The organism is Streptomyces sp. NPDC001549 (genome assembly GCF_042894025.1).
GTDB classification, from domain to species: Bacteria; Actinomycetota; Actinomycetes; order Streptomycetales; family Streptomycetaceae; genus Streptomyces; species Streptomyces kutzneri.
Genome location: NZ_JBIAVJ010000027.1, coordinates 26,680 through 52,995, shown reverse-complemented (window position 1 = coordinate 52,995; position 26,316 = coordinate 26,680). Strand labels below are relative to the sequence as shown.

23 protein-coding genes are annotated in these 26,316 nt (G+C 72.9%); 12 read left to right on the top strand and 11 right to left on the bottom strand.

Translation table 11 applies throughout. The features are described 5' to 3' along the window. Window positions 1–108: 108 nt before the first annotated feature. Window positions 109–684, bottom strand: coding sequence for a hypothetical protein (locus ACFY04_RS33985; RefSeq protein ID WP_389122868.1), 576 nt, complete (start codon window positions 682–684; stop codon window positions 109–111). Between the two features lie 201 nt (window positions 685–885). Then, complete coding sequence (locus ACFY04_RS33980; RefSeq protein ID WP_389122866.1) at window positions 886–1,656, bottom strand: hypothetical protein; 771 nt, start codon at window positions 1,654–1,656, stop codon at window positions 886–888. Between the two features lie 1,078 nt (window positions 1,657–2,734). Here ACFY04_RS33980 and ACFY04_RS33975 point away from each other — a divergent pair. Then, complete coding sequence (locus ACFY04_RS33975; protein ID WP_389123045.1) at window positions 2,735–3,565, top strand: SAM-dependent methyltransferase; 831 nt, start codon at window positions 2,735–2,737, stop codon at window positions 3,563–3,565. Beyond that, on the top strand, window positions 3,562–5,787 hold the full coding sequence (locus tag ACFY04_RS33970; RefSeq protein ID WP_389122863.1) for a putative bifunctional diguanylate cyclase/phosphodiesterase: 2,226 nt from the start codon (window positions 3,562–3,564) through the stop codon (window positions 5,785–5,787). Before ACFY04_RS33975 ends, ACFY04_RS33970 begins: the two co-directional genes overlap by 4 nt. A gap of 81 nt (window positions 5,788–5,868) precedes the next feature. Here ACFY04_RS33970 and ACFY04_RS33965 read toward each other — a convergent pair whose 3' ends face one another. Next, a complete protein-coding gene (locus ACFY04_RS33965) occupies window positions 5,869–6,960 on the bottom strand; it encodes an FAD-dependent monooxygenase (RefSeq protein ID WP_389122860.1) in 1,092 nt (363 codons plus the stop codon). Window positions 6,961–7,077: 117 nt separating this feature from the next. Here ACFY04_RS33965 and ACFY04_RS33960 point away from each other — a divergent pair, with 117 nt between their 5' ends. Beyond that, a complete protein-coding gene (locus tag ACFY04_RS33960; protein WP_389122858.1) occupies window positions 7,078–7,758 on the top strand; it encodes a TetR/AcrR family transcriptional regulator in 681 nt (226 codons plus the stop codon). Window positions 7,759–7,798: 40 nt separating this feature from the next. Here the strand turns inward: ACFY04_RS33960 and ACFY04_RS33955 are convergent, their stop codons facing one another. Continuing rightward, window positions 7,799–8,677, bottom strand: a complete 879-nt coding sequence (locus ACFY04_RS33955; protein WP_314245261.1) for a LysR family transcriptional regulator — start codon at window positions 8,675–8,677, stop codon at window positions 7,799–7,801. A 95-nt stretch (window positions 8,678–8,772) separates the two neighbouring features. Here ACFY04_RS33955 and ACFY04_RS33950 point away from each other — a divergent pair, with 95 nt between their 5' ends. The 4 genes from ACFY04_RS33950 to ACFY04_RS33935 all read left to right on the top strand — a co-directional run bounded on the left by ACFY04_RS33950 (window position 8,773) and on the right by ACFY04_RS33935 (window position 13,036). After that, a complete protein-coding gene (locus ACFY04_RS33950; RefSeq protein ID WP_389122855.1) occupies window positions 8,773–9,477 on the top strand; it encodes a succinate dehydrogenase in 705 nt (234 codons plus the stop codon). A gap of 2 nt (window positions 9,478–9,479) precedes the next feature. Further along, a complete protein-coding gene (locus ACFY04_RS33945; RefSeq protein ID WP_389122853.1) occupies window positions 9,480–11,519 on the top strand; it encodes a fumarate reductase/succinate dehydrogenase flavoprotein subunit in 2,040 nt (679 codons plus the stop codon). Beyond that, window positions 11,516–12,262: a succinate dehydrogenase/fumarate reductase iron-sulfur subunit gene (locus ACFY04_RS33940; protein ID WP_030011685.1), complete on the top strand. Its 747-nt coding sequence runs from the start codon at window positions 11,516–11,518 to the stop codon at window positions 12,260–12,262. Before ACFY04_RS33945 ends, ACFY04_RS33940 begins: the two co-directional genes overlap by 4 nt. Window positions 12,263–12,382: 120 nt before the next feature. After that, window positions 12,383–13,036 carry a hypothetical protein gene (locus ACFY04_RS33935; RefSeq protein WP_389122850.1) on the top strand — a complete coding sequence of 218 codons (654 nt, stop codon included), beginning with the start codon at window positions 12,383–12,385 and terminating at the stop codon, window positions 13,034–13,036. A 402-nt stretch (window positions 13,037–13,438) separates the two neighbouring features. On the opposite strand, the gene ACFY04_RS33930 is transcribed toward ACFY04_RS33935, so the two are convergent. Both ACFY04_RS33930 and ACFY04_RS33925 read right to left on the bottom strand, forming a co-directional pair. Further along, complete coding sequence (locus ACFY04_RS33930) at window positions 13,439–15,871, bottom strand: ABC transporter (RefSeq protein WP_389122847.1); 2,433 nt, start codon at window positions 15,869–15,871, stop codon at window positions 13,439–13,441. A 24-nt stretch (window positions 15,872–15,895) separates the two neighbouring features. Continuing rightward, complete coding sequence (locus ACFY04_RS33925) at window positions 15,896–16,885, bottom strand: LLM class flavin-dependent oxidoreductase (RefSeq protein ID WP_389122845.1); 990 nt, start codon at window positions 16,883–16,885, stop codon at window positions 15,896–15,898. Window positions 16,886–16,941: 56 nt separating this feature from the next. On the opposite strand from ACFY04_RS33925, the gene ACFY04_RS33920 reads away from it, so the two are divergent. After that, window positions 16,942–17,433 carry a hypothetical protein gene (locus tag ACFY04_RS33920; RefSeq protein WP_389122842.1) on the top strand — a complete coding sequence of 164 codons (492 nt, stop codon included), beginning with the start codon at window positions 16,942–16,944 and terminating at the stop codon, window positions 17,431–17,433. A gap of 56 nt (window positions 17,434–17,489) precedes the next feature. Here the strand turns inward: ACFY04_RS33920 and ACFY04_RS33915 are convergent, their stop codons facing one another. After that, window positions 17,490–17,705 (bottom strand): dodecin, encoded by a 216-nt coding sequence (locus tag ACFY04_RS33915; protein WP_389122839.1) that lies wholly within the window; start codon window positions 17,703–17,705, stop codon window positions 17,490–17,492. Window positions 17,706–17,869: 164 nt separating this feature from the next. Between ACFY04_RS33915 and ACFY04_RS33910 the strand changes: the two genes are divergently transcribed. The 3 genes from ACFY04_RS33910 to ACFY04_RS33900 all read left to right on the top strand — a co-directional run bounded on the left by ACFY04_RS33910 (window position 17,870) and on the right by ACFY04_RS33900 (window position 21,118). Further along, window positions 17,870–19,132, top strand: coding sequence for an extracellular solute-binding protein (locus tag ACFY04_RS33910; protein ID WP_389122837.1), 1,263 nt, complete (start codon window positions 17,870–17,872; stop codon window positions 19,130–19,132). Window positions 19,133–19,319: 187 nt separating this feature from the next. Then, window positions 19,320–20,171 carry a GNAT family N-acetyltransferase gene (locus ACFY04_RS33905; protein ID WP_389122835.1) on the top strand — a complete coding sequence of 284 codons (852 nt, stop codon included), beginning with the start codon at window positions 19,320–19,322 and terminating at the stop codon, window positions 20,169–20,171. Continuing rightward, on the top strand, window positions 20,168–21,118 hold the full coding sequence (locus ACFY04_RS33900; protein WP_389122832.1) for a lysophospholipid acyltransferase family protein: 951 nt from the start codon (window positions 20,168–20,170) through the stop codon (window positions 21,116–21,118). The genes ACFY04_RS33905 and ACFY04_RS33900 overlap by 4 nt, the downstream gene beginning before the upstream one ends. On the opposite strand, the gene egtD is transcribed toward ACFY04_RS33900, so the two are convergent. The 4 genes from egtD to egtA are packed head-to-tail and all read right to left on the bottom strand — an operon-like array spanning window position 21,001 to window position 25,368. Then, window positions 21,001–21,975: an L-histidine N(alpha)-methyltransferase gene (gene egtD / locus ACFY04_RS33895; protein WP_389122829.1), complete on the bottom strand. Its 975-nt coding sequence runs from the start codon at window positions 21,973–21,975 to the stop codon at window positions 21,001–21,003. The genes ACFY04_RS33900 and egtD overlap by 118 nt on opposite strands. After that, window positions 21,972–22,730 (bottom strand): ergothioneine biosynthesis protein EgtC, encoded by a 759-nt coding sequence (egtC, locus tag ACFY04_RS33890; protein ID WP_389122826.1) that lies wholly within the window; start codon window positions 22,728–22,730, stop codon window positions 21,972–21,974. The genes egtD and egtC overlap by 4 nt, the downstream gene beginning before the upstream one ends. After that, entirely contained in the window at window positions 22,730–24,058 is a 1,329-nt protein-coding gene (egtB, locus tag ACFY04_RS33885; RefSeq protein ID WP_389122823.1) for an ergothioneine biosynthesis protein EgtB, read from the bottom strand. The genes egtC and egtB overlap by 1 nt, the downstream gene beginning before the upstream one ends. Further along, the gene (gene egtA / locus ACFY04_RS33880) at window positions 24,055–25,368 is read right to left on the bottom strand and encodes an ergothioneine biosynthesis glutamate--cysteine ligase EgtA (RefSeq protein WP_389122821.1); all 1,314 of its coding nucleotides are present in this window, start codon (window positions 25,366–25,368) and stop codon (window positions 24,055–24,057) included. The genes egtB and egtA overlap by 4 nt, the downstream gene beginning before the upstream one ends. 107 nt (window positions 25,369–25,475) lie before the next feature. Between egtA and ACFY04_RS33875 the strand changes: the two genes are divergently transcribed. After that, complete coding sequence (locus tag ACFY04_RS33875; protein ID WP_389122819.1) at window positions 25,476–26,309, top strand: TIGR02452 family protein; 834 nt, start codon at window positions 25,476–25,478, stop codon at window positions 26,307–26,309. Window positions 26,310–26,316 lie beyond the last annotated feature (7 nt).

The window sequence follows — 26,316 nt, the reverse complement described above, 5'->3', positions numbered from 1 at the left end:
CCGGCCCGGCCCGGCCCCCCGCGACCCACCCCCCCCGCCACCCCCCCGCCCCCCCCCCCCCCTCCCGGACTCGGGGCGATCGGCGGTAGCGGGGGATGTCCGGCGGGTTCAGTGGCTACGGCCGGACCCCCTGCGGCGCAGGGCGAACACGGTGCCGCCCGCGGCGGCGAGGAACAGGCCCGCGCCGGCGGCGAGCTCCACGGTATCCATGCCGGCCACGCTGCCGCCCAGACCGCCGCGGACACCGAGGGCGGAGGACGGGGTCGGGAGGAGGGTCGTGCCGGTACCGGTCCGCGTGGAGCTCGTGGTGGGTACGGTGGTGCCGCCGGCGATCGTCAGGTCGGCCGAGCCGGTCTCCCCGTTGCAGGTGAAGGAGACGGAGTAGACGGCTCCGCGCCGGGCGTCGCGGTCCACGGTGACCCGTACGGTCTGGCCGCGCGCGATGCTCACGGTGTCGAAGACCCCGGAGGAGGCGGTGGCGTAGGCGGCGTTGCAGCGGCTGACCGCGAGGACCGTCTGCCCCCCGGGGGCGACGGTCGAAGGCGTGAGGGTGAAGCCGAACGAGGTGATGGGCTGGGCCTCGGCAGCGGTCGCGGCGGGCGCGCCGAGGACGCCGAGCGCGAGCACGGCGCCCGTGGCGCCGGCGCTCAGCAGGGCGGTGGCGGAGGTACGTATCGCACCCATGGTTGATTCTCCGGATCCCCGAGGAGCAGCCGCGGAACGGTTTTCCGCACGTGGGGGGTCGTGCGCCTCGATGTCCGACACGCTAGGTCGGGGTGCGGTGACCCGCGATCAGGAACGGGCGAATGGGGCATGGCCGTGGGCCGAACCGGGGACGGGAGGCCCGTCCCCGGTTTGCGGACGGCCCGATCCGAGAGGGAACCCCTAGCCGCCGAGGTCCAGGTGGGGGAACTGGGCGAGGAACGGTTCGGCGGTGGCGGAGATGCCCCGCCCGAACGGCGCGTCGAAGTCCCAGATCAGGAACAGCAGGAACGCGATGAGGGCACTGAACAGGCCCGCCAGCAGCATCTCCCGGAACGACCGCCTGATCTGCAGGGTGAAGATCAGGCCCACGGTCACCAGGGCGCCGACGATCAGCCCGAACCACACCACCCCCGGCATGGTGGCCCCGGCACTCGAACCGCGTGCGCTGCGGGCGTCGTCGACCACCGCGACCTGGTCGACCAGCGGCTGGTAGGCCTGCCCCTCGTGGTCGGTCTGCGGCTCGTAGTCGGTGACGTCCCGGCGGATACGTTCCAGCAGCTCCCCGCCGTGCTCGGTGAGCTCGCCGTGGTCGGCCATCCGCTTCCACTCCGTGTCCACGACGTAGGTCACGTACGCGTCGACATCGGACCGGATCTTCTTGCGCACCTCGGCCGGGTAGACCTCGGAGCGGACACTGATCTCGTGCAGGGCCTGGGCCTCCTGGCGCACGTATTCCTGGGCGGCCCCGCGGCCCTCCCAGACGCCGGCGATCGCCAGGCCCAGCACGATCGCGTAGATCACCCCGATCATCATCGTCATGTACTCGATGACGTCCGGGGTCTCGTTCGGATCGTCGTCGTCGCCGATCCTCCTGTGGTTGAAGAAGGCGATGGACAGCACCACGGCACAGGCCGCGGCCATCGCGAGGGACAGGACGAGCCATTCCGACAAGATGACTCCCAATCGGTTACTGGTGAGGCGGAAGAAGCCCTAGCGCGGGCGCAGCGCGACGATCGCGAGCACCGCGGGAGCGGCGGTCATCAAGGTGAAAGTCACCGGCGAGATGTGGTGCTCGACGGGTTTGCGGGCCGCCGCGTGATACGCGGGTCGGGCCACCGGTTTCCGCGGTACGGGTTTCACCTCTGGGGCGGGTGGAGGCGGTGGGGCGGGTGGTGCGGGTGGTGGCGGTGCGGGAGCCCTCACCACGCGGGGCGGCGGGGGTGCCGGCTTCGGCGGGGGCGGCGCGGGCAGGACCGGCTTCGGTACGGGCTTCGGCGCCGGCGCGGGAGGCGGCGGCGGTTTCGGCGGTGCGGGTTTCGGGGGCGGTGGGGGCTCGGGCGGTGGCGGCGGGGGAGTCGGCTCGGGTGGCGGCGTGGGCTTCGGCGGCTTCGGCGGAGGCTTCGGCGGGCAGGGCGGAGGGGGCGGCGGCGGTGGACAGTGGGGGTGGCCGTGATGGCCCCCGCCATGTCCGCCTCCACGGCGTTTCCCGTGGTCGGAGCCCTGGTCGTCACCGTGATGTCCGCCACGCGGGCCGCGTCCGCGGTCGCTGCCGCCGGCCGCCGCGGCCACCACGGTGGCGGCCGGGCCGTCGCCGGAGTCGGTCGTCGCGTAGGCGCGGCTATCAGCCACGGCCGGCGTGACGGACAAGGCCGCCCACAGCAGGACCGGGACTGTCAGCAGGCGCCTGGCACAGGCTCTGTTCACCCCGGGAGCATGGGCCTGCGCGCGCCCGGGCACGCGAGGCTCGGCCCCCGGTTCGCCTGAACGGGTGGACTGCCGACCAGAGGGGTTTGAGCCACCGGTGGGTCGGTAGTGTGGTGACTCCGATCGACCCTCGCCAATTCCCATAAGGGACTTGTCGGTATCGGTCATTCCCTCGTCCGGTGTGGCGGTGCCTTTGGTGTGTGACGAAGAACGGATCGCCAATTTCCGCTTTTGCTCGCCCTGTTGGGAAATGATCAGTACATTCGGCTCGGACAGGAGTCCGACCTCACACGGACGACCGCAGGACCAACGCTTGGAGACCCCGATGGAGCGCCCCGCCTGGGCCCCGCCAGGCATCGACATATCGGTGCCGAGTGTGTCCCGCATCTATGATTACTACCTGGGCGGGTCCCACAATTTCGAGGTCGACCGCCAGACGGCTCGACGGGCCATGGAATTCATGCCGGGGCTGCCCAAGATCATGCAGGCCAACCGGGCATTCATGCGCCGCGCCGTCCGGCACGCCGTCGCCGAGGGCGTCACGCAGTTCCTCGACATCGGCTCCGGCATCCCCACCTTCGGCAACGTCCACGAGATCGCCCAGGCCGCCAGCCCGCAGGCGCGCGTCGTCTACGTCGACCACGACCCGGTGGCCGTCGCGCACAGCCGGGCCGTCCTCGCGGGAGACGACCACAGCGGCATCGTCGCCGCCGACCTGCGCAAGCCCAAGGAGATCCTGGCCGCCCCCGAGGTCGGCCGGCTGCTCGACCTCGGCCGCCCGGTCGCCCTCCTGCTCGTGGCCGTCCTGCACTTCCTGGAGGACACGGACGACCCGTACGCCGCCGTCGCCGAGCTGCGCGACGCGCTGGCTCCCGGCAGCCTGCTGATCCTCACGCACGCCTCGTACGAGGGAATCCCGCTCACCCAGGAAACCGCCGCCGGCACCGTGGGCGTCTACCGGGACATGCGCAACCCCCTCGTCATGCGTACCCGGGAACAGATCGGCGGCTTCTTCGACGGGTTCGAGATGCTGGAGCCGGGCCTCGTGTCCATGCCCGACTGGCGGCCGGACCGGCCCGACGACGGCGAGGACGGCGAGACACCGGAGGACCCCTACGCCTTCTCGGGCTTCGGCGGCGTGGGACGCAAGGCGTGAGACTTCCGGCACAGACGGCGGGGGCGCCGAAAGCCGCCGCGGCACCGGCCACCGGGTCCGCGGCGGCCCCGCACGGCGGCATCGAGGACCGGATCGCCCGCTTCGCCACCATCTGGGGCCGGGCGATCTTCCCGGTCACGGCGACCTCGCTGACCCGCACCGAGTTCGAACGGCACCTCGTACCCCTCACCCGGACGCTCACCGAGGCCCTGCACGCCCGGCCCTTCGACGCCTCGGTCGCCCAGCAGGTGGGGGCGGAACTCGTCGCCGTGCACTGCACCGACCCCGAGGCCCTGGCCGGCACCCTCGGCGTGATCGAGTCGTACCTGGTGCTCTACTGCGGCCCGGACGGACCCGAGGGCTCCGGCGTGGAGGGCACCGAGGAATACCGCTCCCGCTGCGCCCGGCTCCAGCACGCCATCGCGGCGGGATACGCCCGCGCGCTGCGCGAGCGCACCCTCAGGGAGCAGGAGGCCATCGCGCGCTCGGCGCTGACCGCGCGCACCGACGCGCAGCAGGCCCTGCACGCGAGCGAGGAGCGCTTCCGGGCGGTCTTCGAGGGCGCGGCCGTGGGGATCGGCATCGCCGACCTCGACGGGAACGTCCTGGAGGTCAACGACACCCTGCTGCAGATGTTCGGCGGCTTGGAGGGACACGTCCGCAGCCGCAACGTCAGCGAGTGGGGACACCCCGACGACACCCCGCACGTCTGGCGGATGTACGGCGAGCTGGTGCGCGGCGAGCGCGAGAGCTACCGCGTCGAGAAGCCGTACTACCGGCACGACGGCACCGTGCTCTGGACCAATCTGACGGTGTCGCTCCTGCGCGACGCCGACGGGAAGCCGCAGTACCAGCTGGCGCTGATGGAGGACACCACCGAACGCCGGCTGCTGAACCTGCGCCTGCGCTACGAGGCCACCCACGACGCCCTGACCGGCCTGCCCAACCGGACGCTGTTCTTCGAGCGGCTGGAGAAGGCCCTCGGCGGGGCCGGAGGCGACCGCTACGGCCTGTGCTACCTCGACCTCGACGGTTTCAAGGCGGTCAACGACAGCCTCGGGCACTCGGCGGGGGACCGGCTGCTGGTCGAGGTCGCCGACCGGCTGCAGAGCTGCGCGACCGGCCCCGGCGAGGTGGTCGCCCGGCTCGGCGGTGACGAGTTCGTCGCCCTGACCACCGGCTCCGACACCGAGGAGAAGGTGACCGACCTCGCGGTCCGCATACTGACCGCCCTGTCCACGCCGATCCGGCTGGAGGGCCGGGAGCTGACGGTCCGGGGCAGCATCGGCATCGTCGAGGGCCGGGCCAGGGAACGCACCCCGGCGGAGGTGCTGCGCAGCGCCGACATCACGATGTACCGGGCCAAGGCGGCCGGCGGCAACCGCTTCGAATTCGCCGACGCCGAGGCCGACGCCCGCGCGATCACCCGCCACGGCCTGACCAACGCCCTGCCCGCGGCGCTGGAACGCGGCGAGTTCTTCATCGAGTACCAGCCGCTGGTCCACATGCGCGACGGCAGCGTCCACGGGGCCGAGGCGCTGGTGCGCTGGTCGCACCCGCAGTACGGGGTCCTCGGCCCGGACCGCTTCATCCCGCTCGCCGAACGGACCGGGCTGATCGTGCCGCTCGGGCGCTGGGTGCTGGAGGAGGCCGTCCGCCAGGCCCGCATCTGGCAGCGCCAGCACGGAGGCGCGGCCCTGCGGATCAACGTCAACCTCTCGCCGACCCAGCTCCACCACCCGGGCCTGGTCGCCGACACCGTGGCGGTGCTGGAGAAGTCCGGCCTCGCCCCGGGCGCGCTGTGCCTGGAGGTCACCGAATCGGCCCTGATAGGGGCCGACGACGAACTCCTGGAACCGCTGCGCCGGCTCGCCGCCCTCGGCGTGGACATCGCCCTCGACGACTTCGGCACCGGCTACTCGAACCTGGCCAACCTGCGGCGGCTGCCGGTCAGTGTCCTGAAGCTCGACCGCTCCTTCACCCAGGGGATGCAGCAGCAGCCCGCCAACCCGGTCGACGTCAAGATCGTGGAGGGGATCGTCGCCCTGGCGCACAGCCTCGAACTCGCCGTCACCGTCGAGGGAGTGGAGACCGGAGCCCAGGCCGCCCAGCTGCGCGCCCTCGGCTGCGACACCGCTCAGGGCTGGTACTACGCCCGGCCCGGGGCCCCGGACCGCATCCACACCCTCTCCCTCTCGGACGCGGTGCCCACGCCCTCCTGAGGTCCGCCGCCGGGAGGGCCGGGCGGACCGGCCGCCCGGAGCCGGGGCCGGGGCCGGGGCCGGGGCCGGCCGGGGGCCGCCTCAGGCTCCGGGGCGCGGCTGGCTCCGGCTCATGCCGACCTCCGTCCCGCGACCGGGGGTCCGCACGGCCTCCACGACCCGCTCGTACCGCTCCGCCGTGTCGGCCAGGACGTCGGCGGCCACCGGCAGCCGCTCCGCCTCGTACGCGTCGAGCACCTCCTCACCGCCGGGCCCGGTGAGCGCTGCGGCCAGCGTCCGGGCGAGGGCGGTGGCGTCCTGGATACCGGTGTTCATGCCGAGCCCGCCGGCTATGGGCTGCACGTGCGCGGCATCCCCGGCGAGGAATACCCGGCCCTCCCGCAGCCGCGCGGCCATCCGGATGTTGACCCGCCAGGCCGAGATCCAGGTGGCATCGGCGAGCCGGATGCCCGGAACCCGGGCATGCCGGTCGAAGAGCCGCTGGAAGCTCTCCAGGGAGGGCGGCAGCGGCTCGCCCCGCTCGTTCCGCTCGGGCGAGGCCTGCAACTGGAAGCTGTCCGTCCCCGGCATCGGGCAGAGGAGCATTCCATTGCCGTCCGAGGTGAACCACTGGTGCCAGACGTCCCGGCTGAGCCCGGGCGCCCGGACGTCCCCGATGACCATCGCGGGCTCCTCCTGGCCGTTCCCCTCGAAGGGGATGCCGAGCAGCTTGCGCGTGGTGCTGCGCCCGCCGTCGCACCCGGCGAGATAGCGGGCTCCGATCACGGTGCCGTCCGCCAGCTCCGCGCGCACCCCGGATTCGTCCTGGGCGATCGCGGCGAGCTCCGATCCGTACTCGACCTGCACCCTGAGCCCGGCGAGCCGGTCGCGCAGGGCCGCTTCGATCTGCCACTGCCCGATCAGCAGGCCGGCGGCGGTGGGGGTGTCGTTGATGTGCTGTCCGTCGAAGTACTTGCGCAGGACCACGCTCCTGTTGCCGGTGGCGGCCAGGGTGTCGAGCACGCCGAGCTCCTGGAAGACATCGAGGCTGCCCGGCAGCAGCCCCTTGCCCCGGGACTCGTGGTGCGGTTCGGTGCGCCGGTCGATGACGCGCACGGCGAATCCGCGCAGTGCCAGGTCGCAGGCGAGCGTCAGTCCGGTGGGACCCGAGCCGGTGATCAGTACGTCGGTCATGGGATGTCCTCTCCTCGTCGATCTCCTCGTCGATGTCTCAAGGAAAGCGGCTCCCGGCGGAAAAAGCAACTCGGTTACAAAAATAACCCGGTCACGAATTCGTGGTACGCTGTGCGCATGGAGAACACGACGGGTCTGCGCGAGAACAAGAAGCTCCGTACGCGGCACCGGCTGGCGGCAACGGCGCTGGAGCTCTTCCTGGAACGGGGTTTCGACGCGGTGTCGGTGGCGGACGTCGCGGCCGCGGCCGAGGTCTCCAAGCCCACCCTCTTCCGGTACTTCCCGAGCAAGGAGGACCTCCTGCTCGACCGGTTCGCCGACCACCAGGACGAGGTGGCGCGCATCGTGCGCGAGCGGCCGGCCGGCCGCACGCCGGTGGGCGCCGTGCACGCGCACTTCCTGGCGGCGCTGGCCGAGCGGGACCCGATCACCGGGCTGTGCGACCACCCGAACGTGATGGCCTTCCAGCAGCTCGTCTACAGCACCGCCAGCCTCAAGAGCCGGCTGAGCCGCTACACCGACCGCGAGGTCGAGCTGGTCGCCGCCGGTCTGGAGGCGGAGGAGGTGGCGCCGCTGGGCGCCCGCCTGGCCGCGATGCATCTGGTGGCGGTCCGGCACGAGTTGGGCCGGGTGAACTGGCGGCGGATCGAATCCGGGCAGAGCGCCGACGAGGCGCACGCGGCCGCGGTCGCCGATGCCGATCAGGCCTTCGGGATGCTCGCCGAAGGCCTCGACAAGACCCTGCCGGCAGGCCCCGCCCCGGCGTCCGCCCAGGCCCAGGCCCCGGTCCCGGAATGACTGCACCGCCCGCCCCGCCCGCGCCCCCGCCGCGGTGGAGTCAGCCGAGCAGTATGCGCTTCAGCTCGCGGGCCGCGCGCGGCGGAGCCACGTCGGTGCGGTGGGCCAGGGCGATCGTGCGGCGCAGCGGGGAGCCGGCCAGCGGGGTCACGCGCAGGCCCGGACCGGCGCGGTCCACCACCATCGCCGGGACCACCGCGATACCAAGCCCTGCCCGGACGAAGCCCAGGACCGCGTCCATCTCGCCGCCCTCCACGGTGAAGACCGGCTCGAAGCCCTCCGCCCGGCAGGCCGCCACCGTGAGCTCCCGCAGGTCGTAGCCGTGCCGGAACATCACCATCGGCTCGTCCCGCAGCCCCGGGATGGTCAGCTCGCCGCCCCCGCCGGGCGCCGGCCGTTCCGCCGAGGAGACCACCACGAGGTCTTCCGTCAACAGCTCCACCGTGGTCAGGGCCGGGGCCGAAGGAGGCAGCGGCAGCGCGATCAGGGCCAGGTCCAGGGCTCCGCGCGCGAGCTCCCGTACGAGGTCGAGCGAGCCGCTCTCCTCGATCAGCAGCTCGATCCCGGGATGCGCGTCGTGGAAGGCCCGCAGTACGTCCGGCAGCAGGCCCGTGCAGATGCTGGGAGTCGCGCCGAGCCGGACGCGGCCGCGCCGGAGCTGCGCCAGTTCCTGCACCTCCAGCCGCGCGGTGTCCGCGTCCGCCAGGATCCGCCGGGCCAGCGGCAGCAGCGTCTCACCCGCGTCGGTGAGCGTGATGTTGCCCCGGGCCCGGCTGAACAGCTCGGCCCCGAGTTCCCGTTCGAGCGCCTTGATCTGCTGCGAGAGCGAGGGCTGGGCCACGTGCACGCGCTCCGCGGCCCGGGTGAAGTGCCGGGTCTCGGCGACGGCCACGAAATACAGGAGCTGCTGGAACTGCATGCGCCCAGGCTATCGCCCTCGATAGCCACCCTCTATCGATATCAGCTCCATCATGTCTTGGACCTTTCGGGATCCTCGTCCGTACCGTCGAGGACATGGCTCTGGCAACGCGGACGGATCGACGGCCGTCCATCACACGCACGATCTGGGACTCCTCTATCGGCAAGAAGTCCGTGATGGCCGTCTCCGGCCTGATCATGCTCGGCTATCTCGTCGTGCACATGCTCGGCAACCTCAAGATCTTCTTCGGGGCGGACGAGTTCAACGGCTACGCCCACTGGCTGCGCACCCTCGGCTCGCCCTTCCTGCACCACGAGTGGGCCCTGTGGCTCGTCCGCGTGGGACTGCTCGCCGCGGTCGTCGCCCACGCCGTGTCCGCGTACCAGCTCAGCCGCCGCGACATCAAGGCCCGCCCGGTGAAGTACGCCCACAAGCGCCGCCGCGCGAGCTACGCCACCCGCACCATGCGCTGGGGCGGCATCATCCTCGGCCTGTTCATCGTCTGGCACCTGCTCGACCTCACCACGCTCACCGTCAACGAGCGCGCCTGGTCCGGCCACCCGTACGAGAACGTCCTGTCCACCTTCTCCACCTGGTACGGGAACACCATCTACATCGTGGCCATGGCCGCCCTCGGACTGCACGTCCGCCACGGCTTCTGGAGTGCCGCGCAGACCCTCGGCGCGGGTAGCGCCCGACGCGAGCGGACCCTGAAGTTCCTGGCCAACGGCCTGGCCCTCGTCCTCTTCGCCGGCTTCGTGTCCGTCCCCGTAGCCGTCATGACCGGAGTGGTGAACTGACCATGAGCGCACACCAGCACGACCACGATCAGCACGCCCACGTTCAGCACGGCCGCGATCAGCACGCCCACGTTCAGCACGCCCACAAGCAGGACCCCCACTACGCCGCGTACACCACCGGCGACCCGGTCACCGACACCAAGGCCCCCGAAGGCCCGATCGCGGACCGCTGGGACCGCCGCCGCTTCGAGGCCAAGCTCGTCAACCCGGCCAACCGGCGCAAGCACACCGTCATCGTCGTCGGTACCGGCCTGGCGGGCGGAGCGGCCGGCGCGACCCTCGCCGAACAGGGCTACCACGTGGTCCAGTTCTGCTTCTCCGACTCCCCGCGCCGCGCCCACTCCATCGCCGCCCAGGGCGGCATCAACGCCGCCAAGAACTACCGCAACGACGGCGACTCGGTGCACCGCCTCTTCTACGACACCGTCAAGGGCGGCGACTTCCGCGCCCGCGAGTCCAACGTCCACCGCCTCGCCCAGATCTCCGTGGAGATCATCGACCAGTGCGTGGCCCAGGGCGTCCCCTTCGCCCGCGAGTACGGGGGCCTCCTCGACACCCGCTCCTTCGGCGGGGTCCAGGTCTCCCGCACCTTCTACGCCCGCGGCCAGACCGGCCAGCAGCTCCTGCTCGGCGCCTACCAGGCACTCTCCCGGCAGATCGCCGCAGGCAACGTCGAGATGCACGCCCGCACCGAGATGCTCGACCTGATCGTCGTGGACGGAGTGGCCCGCGGCATCGTCGCACGCGACCTGATCACCGGCGAGATCTCCACGTACTACGCCGACGCCGTGGTCCTGGCGAGCGGCGGCTACGGCAACGTCTTCTACCTCTCCACCAACGCCATGAACTCCAACGCGACCGCCGTCTGGCGGGCGCACCGGCGCGGCGCGTACTTCGCCAACCCCTGCTTCACCCAGATCCACCCCACCTGCATCCCGCGCACCGGCGACCACCAGTCCAAGCTCACCCTCATGAGCGAGTCCCTGCGCAACGACGGGCGCATCTGGGTCCCCAGGGCCAAGGGCGACACCCGCGCCGCGGCCGACATCCCCGAGGCGGAGCGCGACTACTACCTGGAGCGGATCTACCCCTCCTTCGGCAACCTCGTGCCCCGCGACATCGCCTCCCGCGCCGCGAAGAACGTCTGCGACGAGGGTCGCGGCGTAGGCCCCGGCGGCCAGGGCGTCTACCTCGACTTCGCGGACGCCATCCGCCGCATGGGCCGCGACAAGGTCGCCGAGAAGTACGGCAACCTCTTCGACATGTACGAGCGGATCACCGCGGAGAACCCGTACGAGGTCCCCATGCGGATCTACCCCGCCGTCCACTACACGATGGGCGGCCTGTGGGTCGACTACGACCTCCAGACCACCGTCCCCGGCCTCTTCGCCATCGGCGAGGCCAACTTCTCCGACCACGGAGCCAACCGCCTCGGCGCCTCCGCGCTGATGCAGGGCCTCGCCGACGGCTACTTCGTGCTCCCCTCCACGATCAACGACTACCTCGCCCGCCACCCCCGCCGGAGCACCGTCGACGACACCCACCCCGAGGCCGTGGCCGTCGTACGCGAGACCCGCGAGCGGCTCGCGAAGCTGCTCGCCGTCGACGGCGACCGCACCCCCGACTCCTTCCACCGCGAGATCGGCGAACTCATGTGGGAGTACTGCGGGATGGCCCGCAGCGAGGAGGGACTGCGCAAGGCCCTCGACCGGATCCCCGAGATCCGCGAGGAGTTCTGGCGCCGGATCAAGGTCCCGGGCAGCGGCGAGGAGTTCAACCAGTCGCTGGAGAAGGCCAACCGCATCGTCGACTACCTCGAACTCGCCGAGCTGATGTGCCTCGACGCGCTCGCCCGCGCCGAATCCTGCGGCGGCCACTTCCGCGAGGAGTCCCAGACCCCGGACGGCGAGGCGGCCCGCCAGGACGAGGCCTTCTCCTACGCCGCGGCCTGGGAGTTCACCGCCACCGGGGCCGCCCCCGTCCTGCACAGGGAAGACCTCGTCTTCGAGCACGTCCACCCCACCCAGCGGAGCTACGCATGAAGCTTACTTTGCGCGTCTGGCGCCAGCGCGGCGCCGACGCCCCCGGTCACATGGCCTCCTACGAGGTCGACGGCATCTCGAAGGACATGTCCTTCCTGGAGATGCTCGACACCCTCAACGAGGACCTCATCCTGCGCGGCGAGGACCCGGTCGCCTTCGACCACGACTGCCGCGAGGGCATCTGCGGCGCCTGCAGCCTCGTCATCAACGGCGACGCCCACGGCCCGGAACGCACCACCACCTGCCAGCTCCACATGCGGTCCTTCGCCGACGGCGACACCATCGACGTCGAGCCCTGGCGGGCCGCCGCCTTCCCGGTGGTCAAGGACCTCGTCGTCGACCGCGGCGCCTTCGACCGGATCATCCAGGCAGGCGGCTACATCACCGCACCCACCGGCGCCGCCCCCGAGGCGCACGCCACCGCCGTGCCCAAGGCCGACGCCGACTTCGCCTTCGAGCACGCCGAGTGCATCGGCTGCGGCGCGTGCGTGGCGGCCTGCCCCAACGGCTCCGCGATGCTCTTCACCTCCGCCAAGGTCAACCACCTGAACGTCCTCCCGCAGGGCTCGCCGGAGCGCGAGACCCGGGTGCTGGACATGGTGGCCCGGATGGACGAGGAGGGCTTCGGCGGCTGCACCCTGACCGGCGAGTGCGCCACGGCCTGCCCGAAGGGCATCCCGCTGCCTTCGATCGCCGCGATGAACAAGGAGTGGCTGCGGGCGGTGCGCAAGGGCCCCCGCTGACCCACTGACCCCACTGACCCCGGGGTCCGAGGCTCCCACCCCTGCGCCGATCGGCTGACCGGTACGGCCCGTACCGCGCCGCGCCCCGGCGCCGCCCGGGCCATGGGGGACAGTGGCGCCATGCCAGAAGCCCCCACCGGGTCCGGACCGCGTCGCCGAGCCGTACTGGCCGCCGCCCTCGCCCCGCTGGCCGGATCCGGGTGTTCGGGCGCGGAAGCCCCGCGCACCCCGGCGCCCGGTGCGCCGGCCGCGCCCAAGGACGCCCTGGTCATGGTGATCCGGCACGCGGAGAAGCCGTACGCCGGTGGCGCCGGCCGGGACGCGGAGGGCGAGGACGACCCCGGTTCGCTGGCCGGCCGCGGCTGGCGCCGGGCCGAGCGGCTCCCGCGCCTCTTCCCGCCGGCCCCCGGCTCCTCGCTGCCCCGCCCCGCGGCGGTCTTCGCGGCAGGCGGGAAGGGGGCCGCCGCCCCCGCGCGGTGCAAGCAGACGGTGGCGGCGCTCGCCACCGCCCTGCGCACCCCCGTCCGGGCCGAGTTCGCCGTCGGCGCCGAAACCGCCCTCGCGCAGGCCGCGTTGGCCGCACCCATGCCCGTGCTCGTCTGCTGGGAGCACAGCGGGATCCCCCGCCTGATCCGGGCCCTCGGCGCCCACCAGGTCCCCGGCACCCCGGCCACCTGGCCCGACCGGCACGACCTCGTCTGGATGTTCACCCGCCGCCAGGGGCGCTGGAGCTTCCGCGAACTGCCGCAGCACCTGCTCCCCGGCGACGTCTGAGCCTCACCAGCGGATCAGTTCGTTCCCCGCGGCGTCCTCGACGGTCGTCACGCCGCCGTTCGCCAGACCACCAGCATGTCCGCGCAGTACTGCAGTCCGAAGGGTTCGCCGGGCGCCCGGGTACCGGACCAGGGCCGGTCGCCGGTCGCCGTCCGCCGTCCGCCGTGCCGACGGTGATCACGGTGACCTTCTCGCCCGGCTCCACCCATACCTCCGAGCCCCAGGGTTCGAGGATCAGCGACAGCCGGTTCTGCCCGTCGTTCGTCACCGGGAGCCGTGGGGGGGGGGGCCCCCCCCCCCCCCGGGGCCGGGGGGGGGCCCCCCCCCCCCCCCCCCACGGGGGCGGTCGCTTCCGCCGCCGGAGCCGGATTCCCCCGGCGCTTCCAGAACATGCCCGGCAGCCTATGCCTGCCCCGCTTCCCCGTCCCGGCCGGACCCGAGGGCCCGCGCCAGGTACGGAGCCGTGCGGCTGCCCGCCGTGGAGGCCACCTCCGACGGCGTGCCCGCGGCGACCACCCGGCCGCCCGCCGTGCCGCCGCCCGGACCGAGGTCGATGACCCAGTCCGCGCCCGCCACCACCTCCATGTCGTGCTCCACGACCACCACCGAGTGCCCGGCGTCCACCAGCCCGTGCAACTGCCGCAGCAGCACCCGCACATCGGCCGGATGCAGCCCGGTCGTCGGCTCGTCCAGGAGGTACAGCGTGTGGTCCCGGCGCAGCCGCTGCAGCTCTGTCGCCAGCTTGATCCGCTGCGCCTCGCCGCCCGACAGCTCGGTGGCCGGCTGCCCCAGCCGCAGGTAGCCCAGCCCGATCTCCTCCAGCGCCCGCAGGCTGCGCGCCGCCGACGGAACCTCCGCGAAGAAGGCCGCCGCCGACTCCACCGTCAGGCCCAGCACCTCCGCGATGTTCAGGCCCTCGTACCGGACCTCCAGGGTCTCGGCGTTGTACCGGGCCCCCGCACACTCGGGGCACGGGGCGTACGTACTCGGCAGGAACAGCAGCTCCACCGAGACGAAACCCTCGCCCTGGCAGGTCTCGCAGCGGCCGCCCGGCACGTTGAAGGAGAACCGGCCCGCCTTCCAGCCGCGCGCCCGCGCCTGCGGGGCCGCCGTGAAGAGCTTGCGCACCACGTCGAACAGCCCGGTGTACGTGGCCAGGTTGGACCGGGGCGTCCGGCCGATCGGCTTCTGGTCCACCTCCACCAGCCGCCGTACGGGAAAGTCCGCCTCCGCGAGCCGCTCGCCGACCTCCCGGGCCAGCACCTGCCCCACCAGCGTGGACTTGCCCGATCCCGACACCCCGGTGACGGCCGTGAACACGCCCAGCGGGAACTCCGCCTCCAGGTCCCGCAGGTTGTGCCGGTCCACCCCGGTCAGCCGTACCGCCCCGGTCGCCCCGCGCACCTGCCGGGGGGCCGCGGCGGGCTCCCGCGCCGCGAACAGGTGCCGGGCCGTCGCCGACCCCGCCACCCCGGCCAGGTCCTGCGGCGGCCCGCTGTGGAGCACCTGCCCGCCGTGCTCCCCGGCCAGCGGGCCCACGTCCACCAGCCAGTCCGCGTGCCGCACCACATCGAGATGGTGTTCCACGACGAAGACCGTGTTCCCGGCCTCCTTCAGCCGGTCCAGCACTCCGAGCAGCGCCTCGGTGTCGGCCGGGTGCAGCCCCGCCGACGGCTCGTCCAGTACGTACACGACCCCGAACAGCCCCGAGCGCAGCTGCGTCGCCAGCCGCAGCCGCTGCAGCTCGCCCGCGGACAGGGTCGGCGCGGTCCGGTCCAGGCTCAGATAGCCCAGCCCCAGCTCCGTGACGGGCCCGATCCGGGAGCGCAGGTCCTCGGCGAGCACCCGTGCCGCCTCCCCGTCCAGGGGCGCGGAGGCCAGTACGCCGTCCAGGTCGGTCAGGGCCAGCGCCGCCAGCTCCGCGATGGTCCGCCCGGCGAAGGTGACGGCGAGGGCCTCCGGCCGCAGCCGCCGTCCCTCGCACACCGGACACGGCGAGTCGGCGAGGAACTTCTCGGCGCGGGCCCGCAGGGTGGCGCTCTTGCTGTCGGCGAAGGTCCGCATGACGTACCGGTGGGCGCTCATGTACGTGCCCTGGTAAGGCCGTTGGATCCGCTCGGCCTCCCGCACCGGGTGCACCGTCACCACCGGCTGCTCCTCGGTGAACAGGATCCACTCGCGGTCCTTCGCAGGCAGCTCCCGCCAGGGCCGGTCCACGTCGTGGCCGAGCGTCTCCAGGATGTCCCGCAGGTTCTTGCCCTGCCAGGCGCCCGGCCAGGCGGCGATCGCACCCTGACGGATCGACAGTCCGGGCTCGGGGACGAGGAGTTCCTCGCCGGTGCGGTGGATCCGGCCGAGCCCGTGACAGGACGGGCAGGCCCCGGCGGCGGTGTTGGGCGAGAAGGCGTCGGAGCCGAGCCGCTCCGCACCCGGCGGATAGGTCCCGGCCCGGGAGTACAACATCCGCAGGGAGTTGGACAGCAGGGTCACCGTGCCGACCGAGGAGCGCGAGCCGGGGGAGGAGCGGCGCTGCTCCAGCGAGACGGCCGGCGGCAGCCCCGTGACGGAGTCCACCTTCGGCGCGCCGATCTGATGGATCAGGCGGCGGGCGTACGGGGCCACGGACTCGAAGTAGCGGCGCTGGGCCTCGGCGTAGAGCGTGCCGAAGGCGAGCGAGCTCTTCCCGGAGCCGGAGACCCCGGTGAACACGGTCAGCGCGTCGCGCGGGATGTCCACGTCGACGCCGCGCAGATTGTGCTCCCGGGCGCCCCGGACCCGTACGTAGGGGTCGAGGGACGTGGGGGGAGGGGCGGGGGTACCGGCGGCCTGGTGCATTCGTCCTATTTTAAAGGCTCGCCTTCAGAGGCCCGCGATCCGGGCCAGGCGCGCGTAGGAGTCCAGCAGCGCCGTGCGGTCGTAGGTGGAGGTGGTGACCAGCAGTTCGTCCGCGCCGGTCCGTTCCGCGACCTCGGACAGCTCCGCAGCCACCCGGTCCTCCGTGCCGTGGACGTGGCCGGCGAGGGCGCCCTCGTAGAGCTCGCGTTCCTTCGGGGTCATCTCCAGCGCCTCGATCTCCTCCGCCGGGCGGAGCGGTGGGAAGCTGCCCCGGGTACGGGAGTGCGCGAGGGCCCAGGCCTCGGGGACCAGGATGCGGCGGGCCTCCTCCTCGGTGGCCGCGACCGCCACCGTGCCCGAGACCACGACGTACGGATCCGCGCTCCGGGCGGAGGGCCGGAACTCCTTGCGGTACGCCTCGACGATTCCGCCCACCCGGCCGCGGGCCCGCAGGTCGCCCACCACCAGCGGCAGCCCGGCCCGGGCGGCGATCCCAGCCCCCTCACCGGTGGCCAGGACGTAGGCCGGGATCCGCAGCCCTTCGGCGGGGCGGGCGTGCACCTCGGGGTGGGCCCGCTGGGTGCCGTCGAGCCAGCCCAGCAGCTCGGTCAGCTGTTCCTCGAAGCCGTCGGCGTCGCCGGTGTCGCGGCCCAGCGCCCGCCGGATGCCGCCGGTGAAGCCGACCGAACGCCCGAGGCCCATGTCGATCCGGCCGGGGAACAGCGACTCCAAGACCCCGAACTGTTCCGCCACCACCATCGGCTGGTGGTTGGGCAGCATGACCCCGCCCGTGCCCACCCGGATCCGGTGCGTCGCTCCGGCGACGGCGGCGGCCAGCACCGTCGGCGCCGAGCCCGCGACACCGGGCACGCTGTGGTGCTCCGAGACCCAGAAGCGGTGGTAGCCGAGCTCCTCGGCCGTCCGGGCCAGCTCCACGGTGTCGCGCAGGGCCTGCGGGGCCGGGTGGCCCTCGCGGGTGCGCGACCGGTCGAGTATCGAGAGTTTTCGGATCACACAGGACTCAACGCCCAGCGGCCCGGGGGATTCCCCGGCTCTCTTAGGCTGGCGGGATGAGCGAGCACACGTCCCGGCCGCTGGCCGTCTTCGACATCGACAACACCCTGGCGGACACCGGTCATCGCCAGCACTTCCTGGAGCGCCGGCCCCGGGACTGGACGGGCTTCTTCGCCGCGGCCCCGGCCGATCCACCGCTCGGGCGCGGGGTCGCGCTGGCCGTGGAGAGCGCGGCCGACTGCGAGGTGGTGTACCTGACCGGGCGCCCGGAGCGGTGTCGCGCGGACACGCTCGACTGGCTCGCCCGCCACGGTCTGCCCGAGGGGCGGCTGTTCATGCGCGGCAACCAGGACCGGCGGCCGGCGCGCACGACGAAGATCGAGGTGCTGCGGCGGGTCTCCCGCGGCCGCGAGGTGCGGATGCTCGTCGACGACGACGAGCTCGTCTGCCAGGCCGCCCGCGCCGCCGGTTTCCGGGTGGTCCTGGCCGACTGGGCCGCGGACGCGCCCGAGCTGCAGTCCGCCCAGGAGGTCGACGGCCGGACGTGAGGTGAACAGGGGGCCCGGGTATCGGGGCCAGGGGCCCGGGACCCTGGCCCCTGGGCTCAGTCCTCGCCCTCGAGGCGGAAGCCGACCTTGAGCCCCACCTGGTAGTGGGCGATCTCCCCGTTCTCGACGTGGCCGCGTACCTGAACCACCTCGAACCAGTCCAGGTTCCGCACGGTCTGGCCCGCCCGGGCGATCCCGTTGCGGATGGCCTGATCGATGCCCTCGTGGGAGGTGCCGACGATCTCGGTCACCCGGTACGTGTGATTGGACATGGAGGTCTCCCGACAGTGGGTGGCTTTTGCCTGGTTCTACGGTGCCCCAGTAAGTCCGGGTACGCGAACTTTAGGCGAACAGTCCCGAGCGAAAGGCCCTTGACCGGCCTATTGGTCTATGCCAATTTCGAGCCATCTGAGTCCGAGCCCAGAAGGTGGCCCTCTTGAAGATGCGATTCCTCGCGGTGTGCACCGCCCTCGCGGCCGCTACCGCCCTCATGGGCTGCAGCCAGTCGGCCGACCCGGCCGCAGGGTCGCGAAAGGTGACGCTCTGGCTGATGAAGGGCAGCGCCTCGGAGGACTTCATCGGCAAGTTCACCGCGGAGTTCGAGACGGAACACCCCGGCATCGACCTGGACGTCAGGATCCAGGAGTGGACGGGCATCGGCGACAAGGTCAACGCCGTCCTCGACGGCACGAGCAAGGAGAGCGCCGACGTCATCGAGGTCGGCAACACCCAGGTCGCCAAGTACATCGAGACCGGCGGCCTCGAAGAGCTCACCCTCGAAGGCCTGCGCGAATGGGGCAGCAAGGACTGGCTCAAGGGCCTCGCCGACCCGGGAACCATCAACGGAGCCCAGTACGGAGTCCCCTGGTACGCCGCCAACCGGGTGGTCATCTACCACAAGGACCTCTTCGCGAGCGCCGGCATCAAGACCCCGCCCAAGAACCGCCAGGAGTGGATCCAGGCCACCCAGAAGCTCGACAAGGGCGACCAGCAGGGCATTTACCTCGCGGGCCAGAACTGGTACGTCCTCGCCGGCTTCATCTGGGACGAGGGCGGCGAACTCGCCGTCGAGACCAACGGCAAGTGGGTCGGCGCGCTCGACGACGACAAGGCCCTGGCCGGCATGGACTTCTACAAGCAGCTCCAGGCCCTCGGCGACGGCCCCAAGGGCGCCGACGAGGAGACGCCCCCGCAGTCGCAGGTCTTCGCCCGCGGCCAGGTCGCCCAGATCATCGCCCCGCCCGGCCAGGTGGCCGCGATCGAGGCGGCCAACCCCGCTCTGAAGGGCAGGCTCGGCTTCTTCCCGATCCCCGGCAAGACCTCCGACAAGGCGGGGGCCGTCTTCACCGGCGGCTCCGACCTGATCATCCCGGCGCGGACCGGACAGCGGAAGGGTGCCGTGGACGTGATCACGGCCCTCGTCAGCGAGAAGTGGCAGACCGAACTCGCCCGCACGATGAGCTACGTCCCCAACAAGACCACCCTCGCGCACGTCGTCGACGGCAACGAGGGCGCGGCCGCCATGGCCCCCGGCGCCGCCCAGGGCCGCGCCACCCCCACCTCCGCCCGCTGGGCCGAGGTCGAGGCGAAGAACCCGATTAAGCCCTTCATGACGGCCGTGCTCACCGGCCGGGACCCCAAGCAGGCCGCCCGGGCCGCCTCCGAGGAGATCGGCAAGGTCCTCAGCTCCGACCGCTGAGCCACCGCTGAGGACGTACCGAGGCAGTACCGGGCCACCGCCGGGACGGGGGTACCGCCGAGTTCAGCGTCCGCACATCCAAGGGCCGCTGAGCGGTCATGTCGAATCCAGCCGGTCACGGAAGAAGTAAAGGAGCCAGGCCACGCACCTGCGGGCCCGGCCCTCCGTGCCCGGATCAGGAGCCGCCATGACGATCGCACCCCTGTCCCCGTCCCCCCTCACGGCCTCGGCGCCGGCCCCCTCAGCCGCGCCCGCCACCCGCCTCGTCCCCGTCAGCGCCCAGGCCGCGGCATCCGGCGCGCCCGCCGAAGGACCGCGCTACGCCGTCCGCCTCGCCCGCGACGAGGACGAGGTGCGCGCCGCCCAGCGGCTGCGCCACCAGGTCTTCGCCGGTGAGCTCGGTGCCCGCCTGGACGGGCCCGAGCCGGGCCTCGACGCCGACGCCTTCGACGCGTACTGCGACCACCTCCTCGTCATCGACGAGGAGGCCGAGCAGGTCGTCGGCACCTACCGGCTGCTGCCCCCGGAACGCGCCGCCGTCGCCGGCCGCCTCTACTCCGAGGGGGAATTCGACCTCTCGGCCCTCGCCCCCATCCGCCCCGACCTCGTCGAGGTCGGCCGCTCCTGCGTCCACCCCGACCACCGCAACGGCGCCGTCATCGCCCTGATCTGGGCCGGCCTCGCCCACTACATGGACCGCTCCGGGCACAACTGGCTCGCCGGCTGCTGCTCGATACCGCTCGCCGACGGCGGGGTCCTGGCCGCCGCCACCCGGGAGACCGCCCTGACCCGCAGCCTCGCCCCCGAGGAGTACCGGGTCACCCCCCACCTCCCCTGGAGCCCCGAGGGCATCACCTTCCCCGACCGCATGGAGCTGCCCCCGCTGCTGCGCGGCTACCTCCGCCTCGGCGCCTGGGTGTGCGGGGAGCCCGCCCTCGACGCCGGGTTCGGCTGCGCCGACCTGTACGTGCTGCTCTCCCTGCGCCGGACCAACCCGCGCTACCTGAAGCACTTCCGCTCGCTCGTCCCGGGCGCATGAGCGTCTGGCTGCCCACCTCGCCCTGCACCCCCGAGGCCTGCGCCGGCCACGAGGGGGACACCGCGAGCGTTCCCCGGGCGGTGCTCAGACTCGCCACCGCCGTCGCCCTGATCCTGGTGGGGATCCTGGGCGCCCCGCCGGTCCGGCTGCTGCCGGCCGGCCCCCGGCACACGGTGGTACGGGCCTGGTCGGCCGCGCTCGTACGGGCCTTCGGCATACGGATCACCGTGCACGGCAGCCCGGGGCCGGGCGGCGGCCGGCTCCTGGTCGCCAACCACATCTCCTGGCTGGACATCCCGCTGGTGGCCGCCGCCCTGCCCTGCCGGATGCTGGCCAAGAGCGACATCCGGGCCTGGCCGGTGCTCGGGCGCCTCGCCGGACAGGCCGGCACCCTGTTCATCGAGCGCGACCGGATCCGCGCCCTGCCCGCCACCGTCGAGACCCTCACCGGCGCGCTGCTGGCCGGGGACCGGGTCACCGTCTTCCCCGAGGGCTCCACGTGGTGCGGGCGGGCCCAGGGCACCTTCCGCCGGGCCTCGTTCCAGGCGGCCCTGGACGCGCGCGTCCCCGTACAGCCCCTGCGGCTCACCTACCTGCGGTGCGACGGAAATCCGGCCGGGGCGCCGGCCTTCGTCGGGGACGACCCGCTGACCGCCTCGCTGTGGCGGATCGCCCGGGCCCGCGGGGTACGGGCCGAGGTCAGGCTGCTGCCGCGGATCCCGCCGGGCCGGTACGCGCACCGGCGGGACCTCGCGGCAGCGGCTCAGCGGGCCGTCGCCGGGGCCTGGACCGGCCCCACCTCCCCGAACCCGCTACCGGGCATCCCCGCTCAGCCGGCCACGCCGTCGGCGACCGACAGGGACAGCGCGAACCGGCCCGCCGCGTCCGTCCACCACTGGGTCAGTTCCAGCCCGGCCGCCGCCAGCTCCTTGCGCACGCCCTCCTGACGGAACTTCGCGGAGACCTCCGTCAGGATCTCCTCACCCGCCGCGAACGGCACCACCAGATCCAGCGCCCGGATCTTCACCACCAGTTCCGACCGGGCCCGCAGCCGCATCTCGATCCACTCCTGTTCCTTGTTCCACACCGCCACATGCGCGAAGTCGGCCGTGTGGAAGTCCGCCCCCAGTTCCCGGTTGATGACCGCCAGCACGTTCTTGTTGAACTCGGCGGTCACCCCCCGTGCGTCGTCGTACGCCGCCACCAGCACGGCTTCGTCCTTCACCAGGTCCGTCCCCATCAGCAGCGCGTCCCCGGGCGACAGCATCGCCCGTACGGACGCCAGGAACACCGCCCGCTCCGGCGGCAGCAGATTCCCGATCGTGCCGCCCAGGAACACCACCAGCCGGGGCCCGGGGGAGTCCGGCAACCGCAGCGCACGCGTGAAGTCGGCCAGCAGGGCGTGCACCCGCAGCCCCGGATGCTCCGCCAGCAGCGTCTCGGCCGCCCCCCGCAGCGCGCTCTCGCTCACGTCCACCGGCACGTACGTGTCCAGCGCGGGCATCGCCTCGATGAGGTGCCGGGTCTTCTCCGAGGACCCGGAGCCCAGCTCCACCAGGGTGCGGGCGCCGCTCTCGGTGGCGATCTCCCGCGCCCGCTCCAGCAGGATCTCCCGCTCCGCGCGCGTCGGGTAGTACTCGGACAACCGGGTGATCTCCTCGAAGAGCTCGCTGCCCCGCGCGTCGTAGAACCACTTGGGCGGCAGCACCTTCGGCGTGTACGTCAGCCCGTGCAGCACATCCGTACGCAGCGCCTTCTCCGCGGCGTGCTCGTCGAGCGTCCGGGTCAACTGAAAGTCGTTCACAGGGAGTTCTCCTTGAGCGGGGTCAGTTCGACCCTGGTGCGGGTGGCGGTCAGCAGGGTCCGGTCGGGCACTTCGCGCCACCGGGTGTCGTCGTCGTACGGCTCGGAGGCCACCACGGTGCGCCGCCGCTCCGCGTCGGCCAGGTACCAGAGCGAATCGCCCCAGGCCGTCGCGGCGATCGTGACGCCGTCCGTGAGCAGCAGGTTCAGCCGGGAGCCGGGCGCTGCCGAGGCCAGCTCCCGGACCGGCTCGGCGAGCGCCGTGCCCAGGTCGTCCCCGGCCCGCAGCCGGTGCAGGACCAGCGCCCAGACCAGCGCCGAGTCCGTGCGCGCGGCCAGCCGGAGCAGTTCTGCGGGCGGCAGCCCGGCCGCGAGCGGGGCGGCGGACCCGGGCCAGCCGCGCACCGCGCCGTTGTGGCTGAACAGCCACGGCCCGTCCGCGAACGGCGCGGCGGCCGCCTCCCCGTCCGCCCCGGGGTCCGTGGCGTCCCGTACGGCGGCCAGCGCGGCCCCGCTGCGGACCACCCGGGCGAGATCGGCGAAGGTCAGGTCGCCCCAGATCGGCCCGGACCGCCGGTAGCGGGCGGGCACCGGGTCCCCTTCCGCGTACCAGCCGATGCCGAAGCCGTCGGCGTTGACGGTCCCGGACCGCTGCCGGCGCGGCTCCCAGGACTGGCGCACCAGCGAGTGCTCCGGCTCGCTCAGCAGCTCCCCGAGCGCCACCACCGGTCCCAGGTAAGCCAGATGACGGCACATCAGACGTCCCTCGCGGTCCGGAAGCCGGAGAAGATCTGCCGCCGCACCGGAAGGTCCCAGTTGCGGAAGGTGCCCCGGCAGGCCACCGGGTCCACGGCGAAGGAGCCGCCGCGCAGCACCTTGTGCTCCGGGCCGAAGAACACCTCCGAGTACTCCCGGTAGGGGAAGGCCCGGAAGCCCGGGTACGGCAGGAAATCGGAGGCGGTCCACTCCCACACGTCGCCGATCAGCTGGCGCACCCCGAGCGGGGAGGCACCGGCCGGGTAGCTGCCCGCGCGCGCCGGGCGCAGGTGCCGCTGACCGAGGTTGGCGTGTGCGGGGGTCGGGTCGGCGTCGCCCCACGGGTAGCGGGTGGAGCGGCCGGTCGCCGGGTCGTGCCGGGCGGCCTTCTCCCACTCCGTCTCCGTGGGCAGCCGCCGCCCCGCCCAGCGGGCATAGGCGTCCGCCTCGTACCAGCTGACATGCAGAACCGGTTCTTCGTCCGGCACCGGCTCGATCACCCCGAAGCGGCGGCGCAGCCACTGGCCGGCCTCCCGGTGCCAGAACAGCGGGGCCCCGATGGAGTGCTCGCGGATCTGTTCCCAGCCCGGCGCCGCCCACCAGCGCGGATCGCGGTAGCCGCCGTCGGCGATGAACGCCAGGTACGCGGCATTGGTCACGGGAACCGTGTCGATCCAGAAGGGCGCGGTCTCCCGGACGTGCGCCGGGCGTTCGTTGTCCAGCGACCACGGCTCGGCGGAGGTGCCCATCGTGAACGGGCCTCCGGGAACGAGGACTTCGGCGGCGGACGGCGGATCGTAGGGGCCGTCCGGTTCCGGTGCGGTCAGCACGGGCGCGCCCCGCCGGAGCTGATGGGTGATCAGCATGGTCTCGTCGTGCTGCTGCTCGTGCTGGGCGATCATCCCGAAGGCGAAACCGTCGTCGAGGAGCGTGCTGCCCTCCAGCGGCGTCCGCTCCAGCAGGTCGAAGACCCGGCCGCGCACCTCGGCCGCGTACCGGCGGGCCTCTGCGGGCCCGAGCAGCGGCAGCTTGGGCCGCTCGGCGCGGGGGTGCTGGAAGGCGTCGTAGAGGGGCTCGATCTCGGGGCGCATCGACGCGCGTCCGGCGACGCGCTGGAGCAGCCAGAGCTCTTCCTGGTTCCCGATGTGCGCCAGGTCCCAGACCAGCGGCGACATGAGCGGGGAATGCTGGGCGGCGAGGTCCTCGTCGGTCACGGTGTCGGTGAGGCCGGCCGTGCGTATGCGTGCCGCGGTCAGGGCGGCGGCCGCCCGCTCCCGCAGGCGGGAGTCGGAGTCGGAGGTGGAGGCGGAGGGCGATTCGGTGGTCATCGGCGGACCTCTTTTCCGGTGAGCACCTGTGCGGATGCGTCGTCGGCCGGACATCGGCCGCGCAGTACGTAGCGTTCGGTGAAGGCGGCGACCGTGTCCCGGACGTGTGTGCTCGCGCCGAGCCGGGGCAGGGCATCGGCGGCGGCCCGGAAACAGGCCTTCGCGGACGCCCGCAGCTCCGGATCGGCCAGACCGTGCCGGGCCGCCGACCGCCAGAGCGGATTGCAGGGCGCGGGGTGCGTGCCGTAGGAGTCGGCGAGCCCCTTGGCCACCCGGTACGCGGTCTCGGCGGCCTCCGGATCGTCGAACAGCGCGTGCACGACGGCCACCGGGACCAGCCAGCCGTCGTCGCCGGACTGCGCGTCGATCATCCGCAGCTCCAGGTGGCCGCGCGGCCGGACCGGTGGGAAGAGCGTGGTCAGGTGGTAGTCCAGGTCCTCGGCGGTGGGCGGCCGCAGCGCGGGGTGTCCGCCCGTGCGCAGCCAGTCGCGGAAGGTCGTGCCGGGCTGGGTCTCCCACGGCCCGTCGTCCCCGTAGGACCGGACGCACATCACCTCGGTGTCCAGGGCCTGCCGGGTCCACGCGGTGCGAGGCTCCGCGTCCAGCGGCGGGGCGAGCGCGCGCCGGGTGTCCAGGTCGCTCCAGATCCCCTGGCGGGCACAGCGCCAGCCGGCGTACGGGCCCTCGTGCGCGGGGGAGTTGGCGAAGGCGGCCACCAGGACCGCACCCAGCAGGTGCGCCAGCCGCCAGCGCCGGCCGTGGCCGAGCACGCCCGGCTCCTCGTAGCCGGCGTCCACGCAGACCTGCACGGAGGCGGAGGCGCACATCATGGCGCGCCCGGCCGGACCGGTGCGGTCGAAGTAGGCCTCCATGGCGTCGTAGCGCGGGCTGTTCAGCAGCCGGCGGTACGGGCGGCGGGGATCGCGGCCGACGCCGCGCAGGACCAGTCCCTGGGCCAGCAGGGCGGCGCGTACGGCGGTGAGGTCGGCCTGCAGGTCGTCCACGCAGCCGCTGAGGGAGGTGGCGGGGGCCGAGCTGAGTTCGAGCTGGCCGCCCGGTTCGACGGTCACCCGGGAGTGCAGGGGCAGGGCGCGGGCCGCGGCGTGGGCGGCCCGTAGCCGCTCGGGGGGCAGGGGCTGCTCCGGACGCTCGGCGTCCAGGACCAGCCATTCGAGCTCGGCGCCGATGAGGCGGGGCGGGCCGGTTTTGAAACAGATGCCGTGGAGCAGGTCCTCGGCCTGCGTCTCGCTGATCGAGGGCGCGGGGGTCGGGCCGGGCGCGGGCGGGGGAGCGGATGAGTCGTGGGACATGACCGGGTCCTCGTCTCCTGTCGTCGGTCGTGACATCACCCGTGCCTACCCCTCCTCGGGGCGCAAAACCCTTTGCCGCCGGGAATCGCAGCGCGGAGGATGGCGGCGTGAGCAGCAGATTGCGCGAGATCGCGCGGGAGAACGCGGAGATCCTGGCGGCCGGGGGGTACCGGACGCGGTCGGGACGGCAGGTTCCGCTGGCCGCCGCCCTGGCGGAAGCCAAGGCCGGAACCAGGATATATGGACCAAACCGGGTCATTCCAGATGAAAAGATTGCCGCCGGTGGCAGCGCGACCGTCGTCGAGGTCACCGGAGAGAGCAGCACGGTCGCGGCCCGAAGGCTCGCGACAGCTGCCCCGGCCCACCCGGATCCGTCCCCCGTCGCGGTCCTGAACTTCGCCTCGGCCCGTAACCCCGGGGGCGGTTACGTCCGCGGGGCCAAGGCGCAGGAGGAGGCGCTGTGCCGCGCCTCCGCCCTCTACGAGACCCTGCTGGAAGCCCCGGAGTACTACGAGGTCCACCGCGCGGAGCGGAGCACCTTCTACACCGACCGGGTGATTCACTCGCCCGGGGTCCCGGTCTTCCGCGACGACCGGGGCGAGCTGCTGGAGACCCCGTTCCGGGTCGGCTTCCTCACCTCTCCGGCGCCCAACGCGGGCACGATCCGCCGGCAGGAGCCGGAGCGGACCGCCGAGATCCCGGCGGCGCTGGCGCGGCGGGCCGGGATCGTACTGGAGGTGGCGGCGCTGCACGGATACCGGCGGCTGGTGCTCGGAGCCTGGGGCTGCGGGGTGTTCCAGAACGACCCGGCGCAGGTGGCCGAGGCCTTCCGGGGGCTGCTCGCGGACCGGTTCGCCGGAGTCTTCGAGCACGTCGTGTTCGGCATCCTCGACCGCGACCCCACCACCCGCGAGACCTTCGACCGGGTCTTCCCGGCCTGAGATGCGG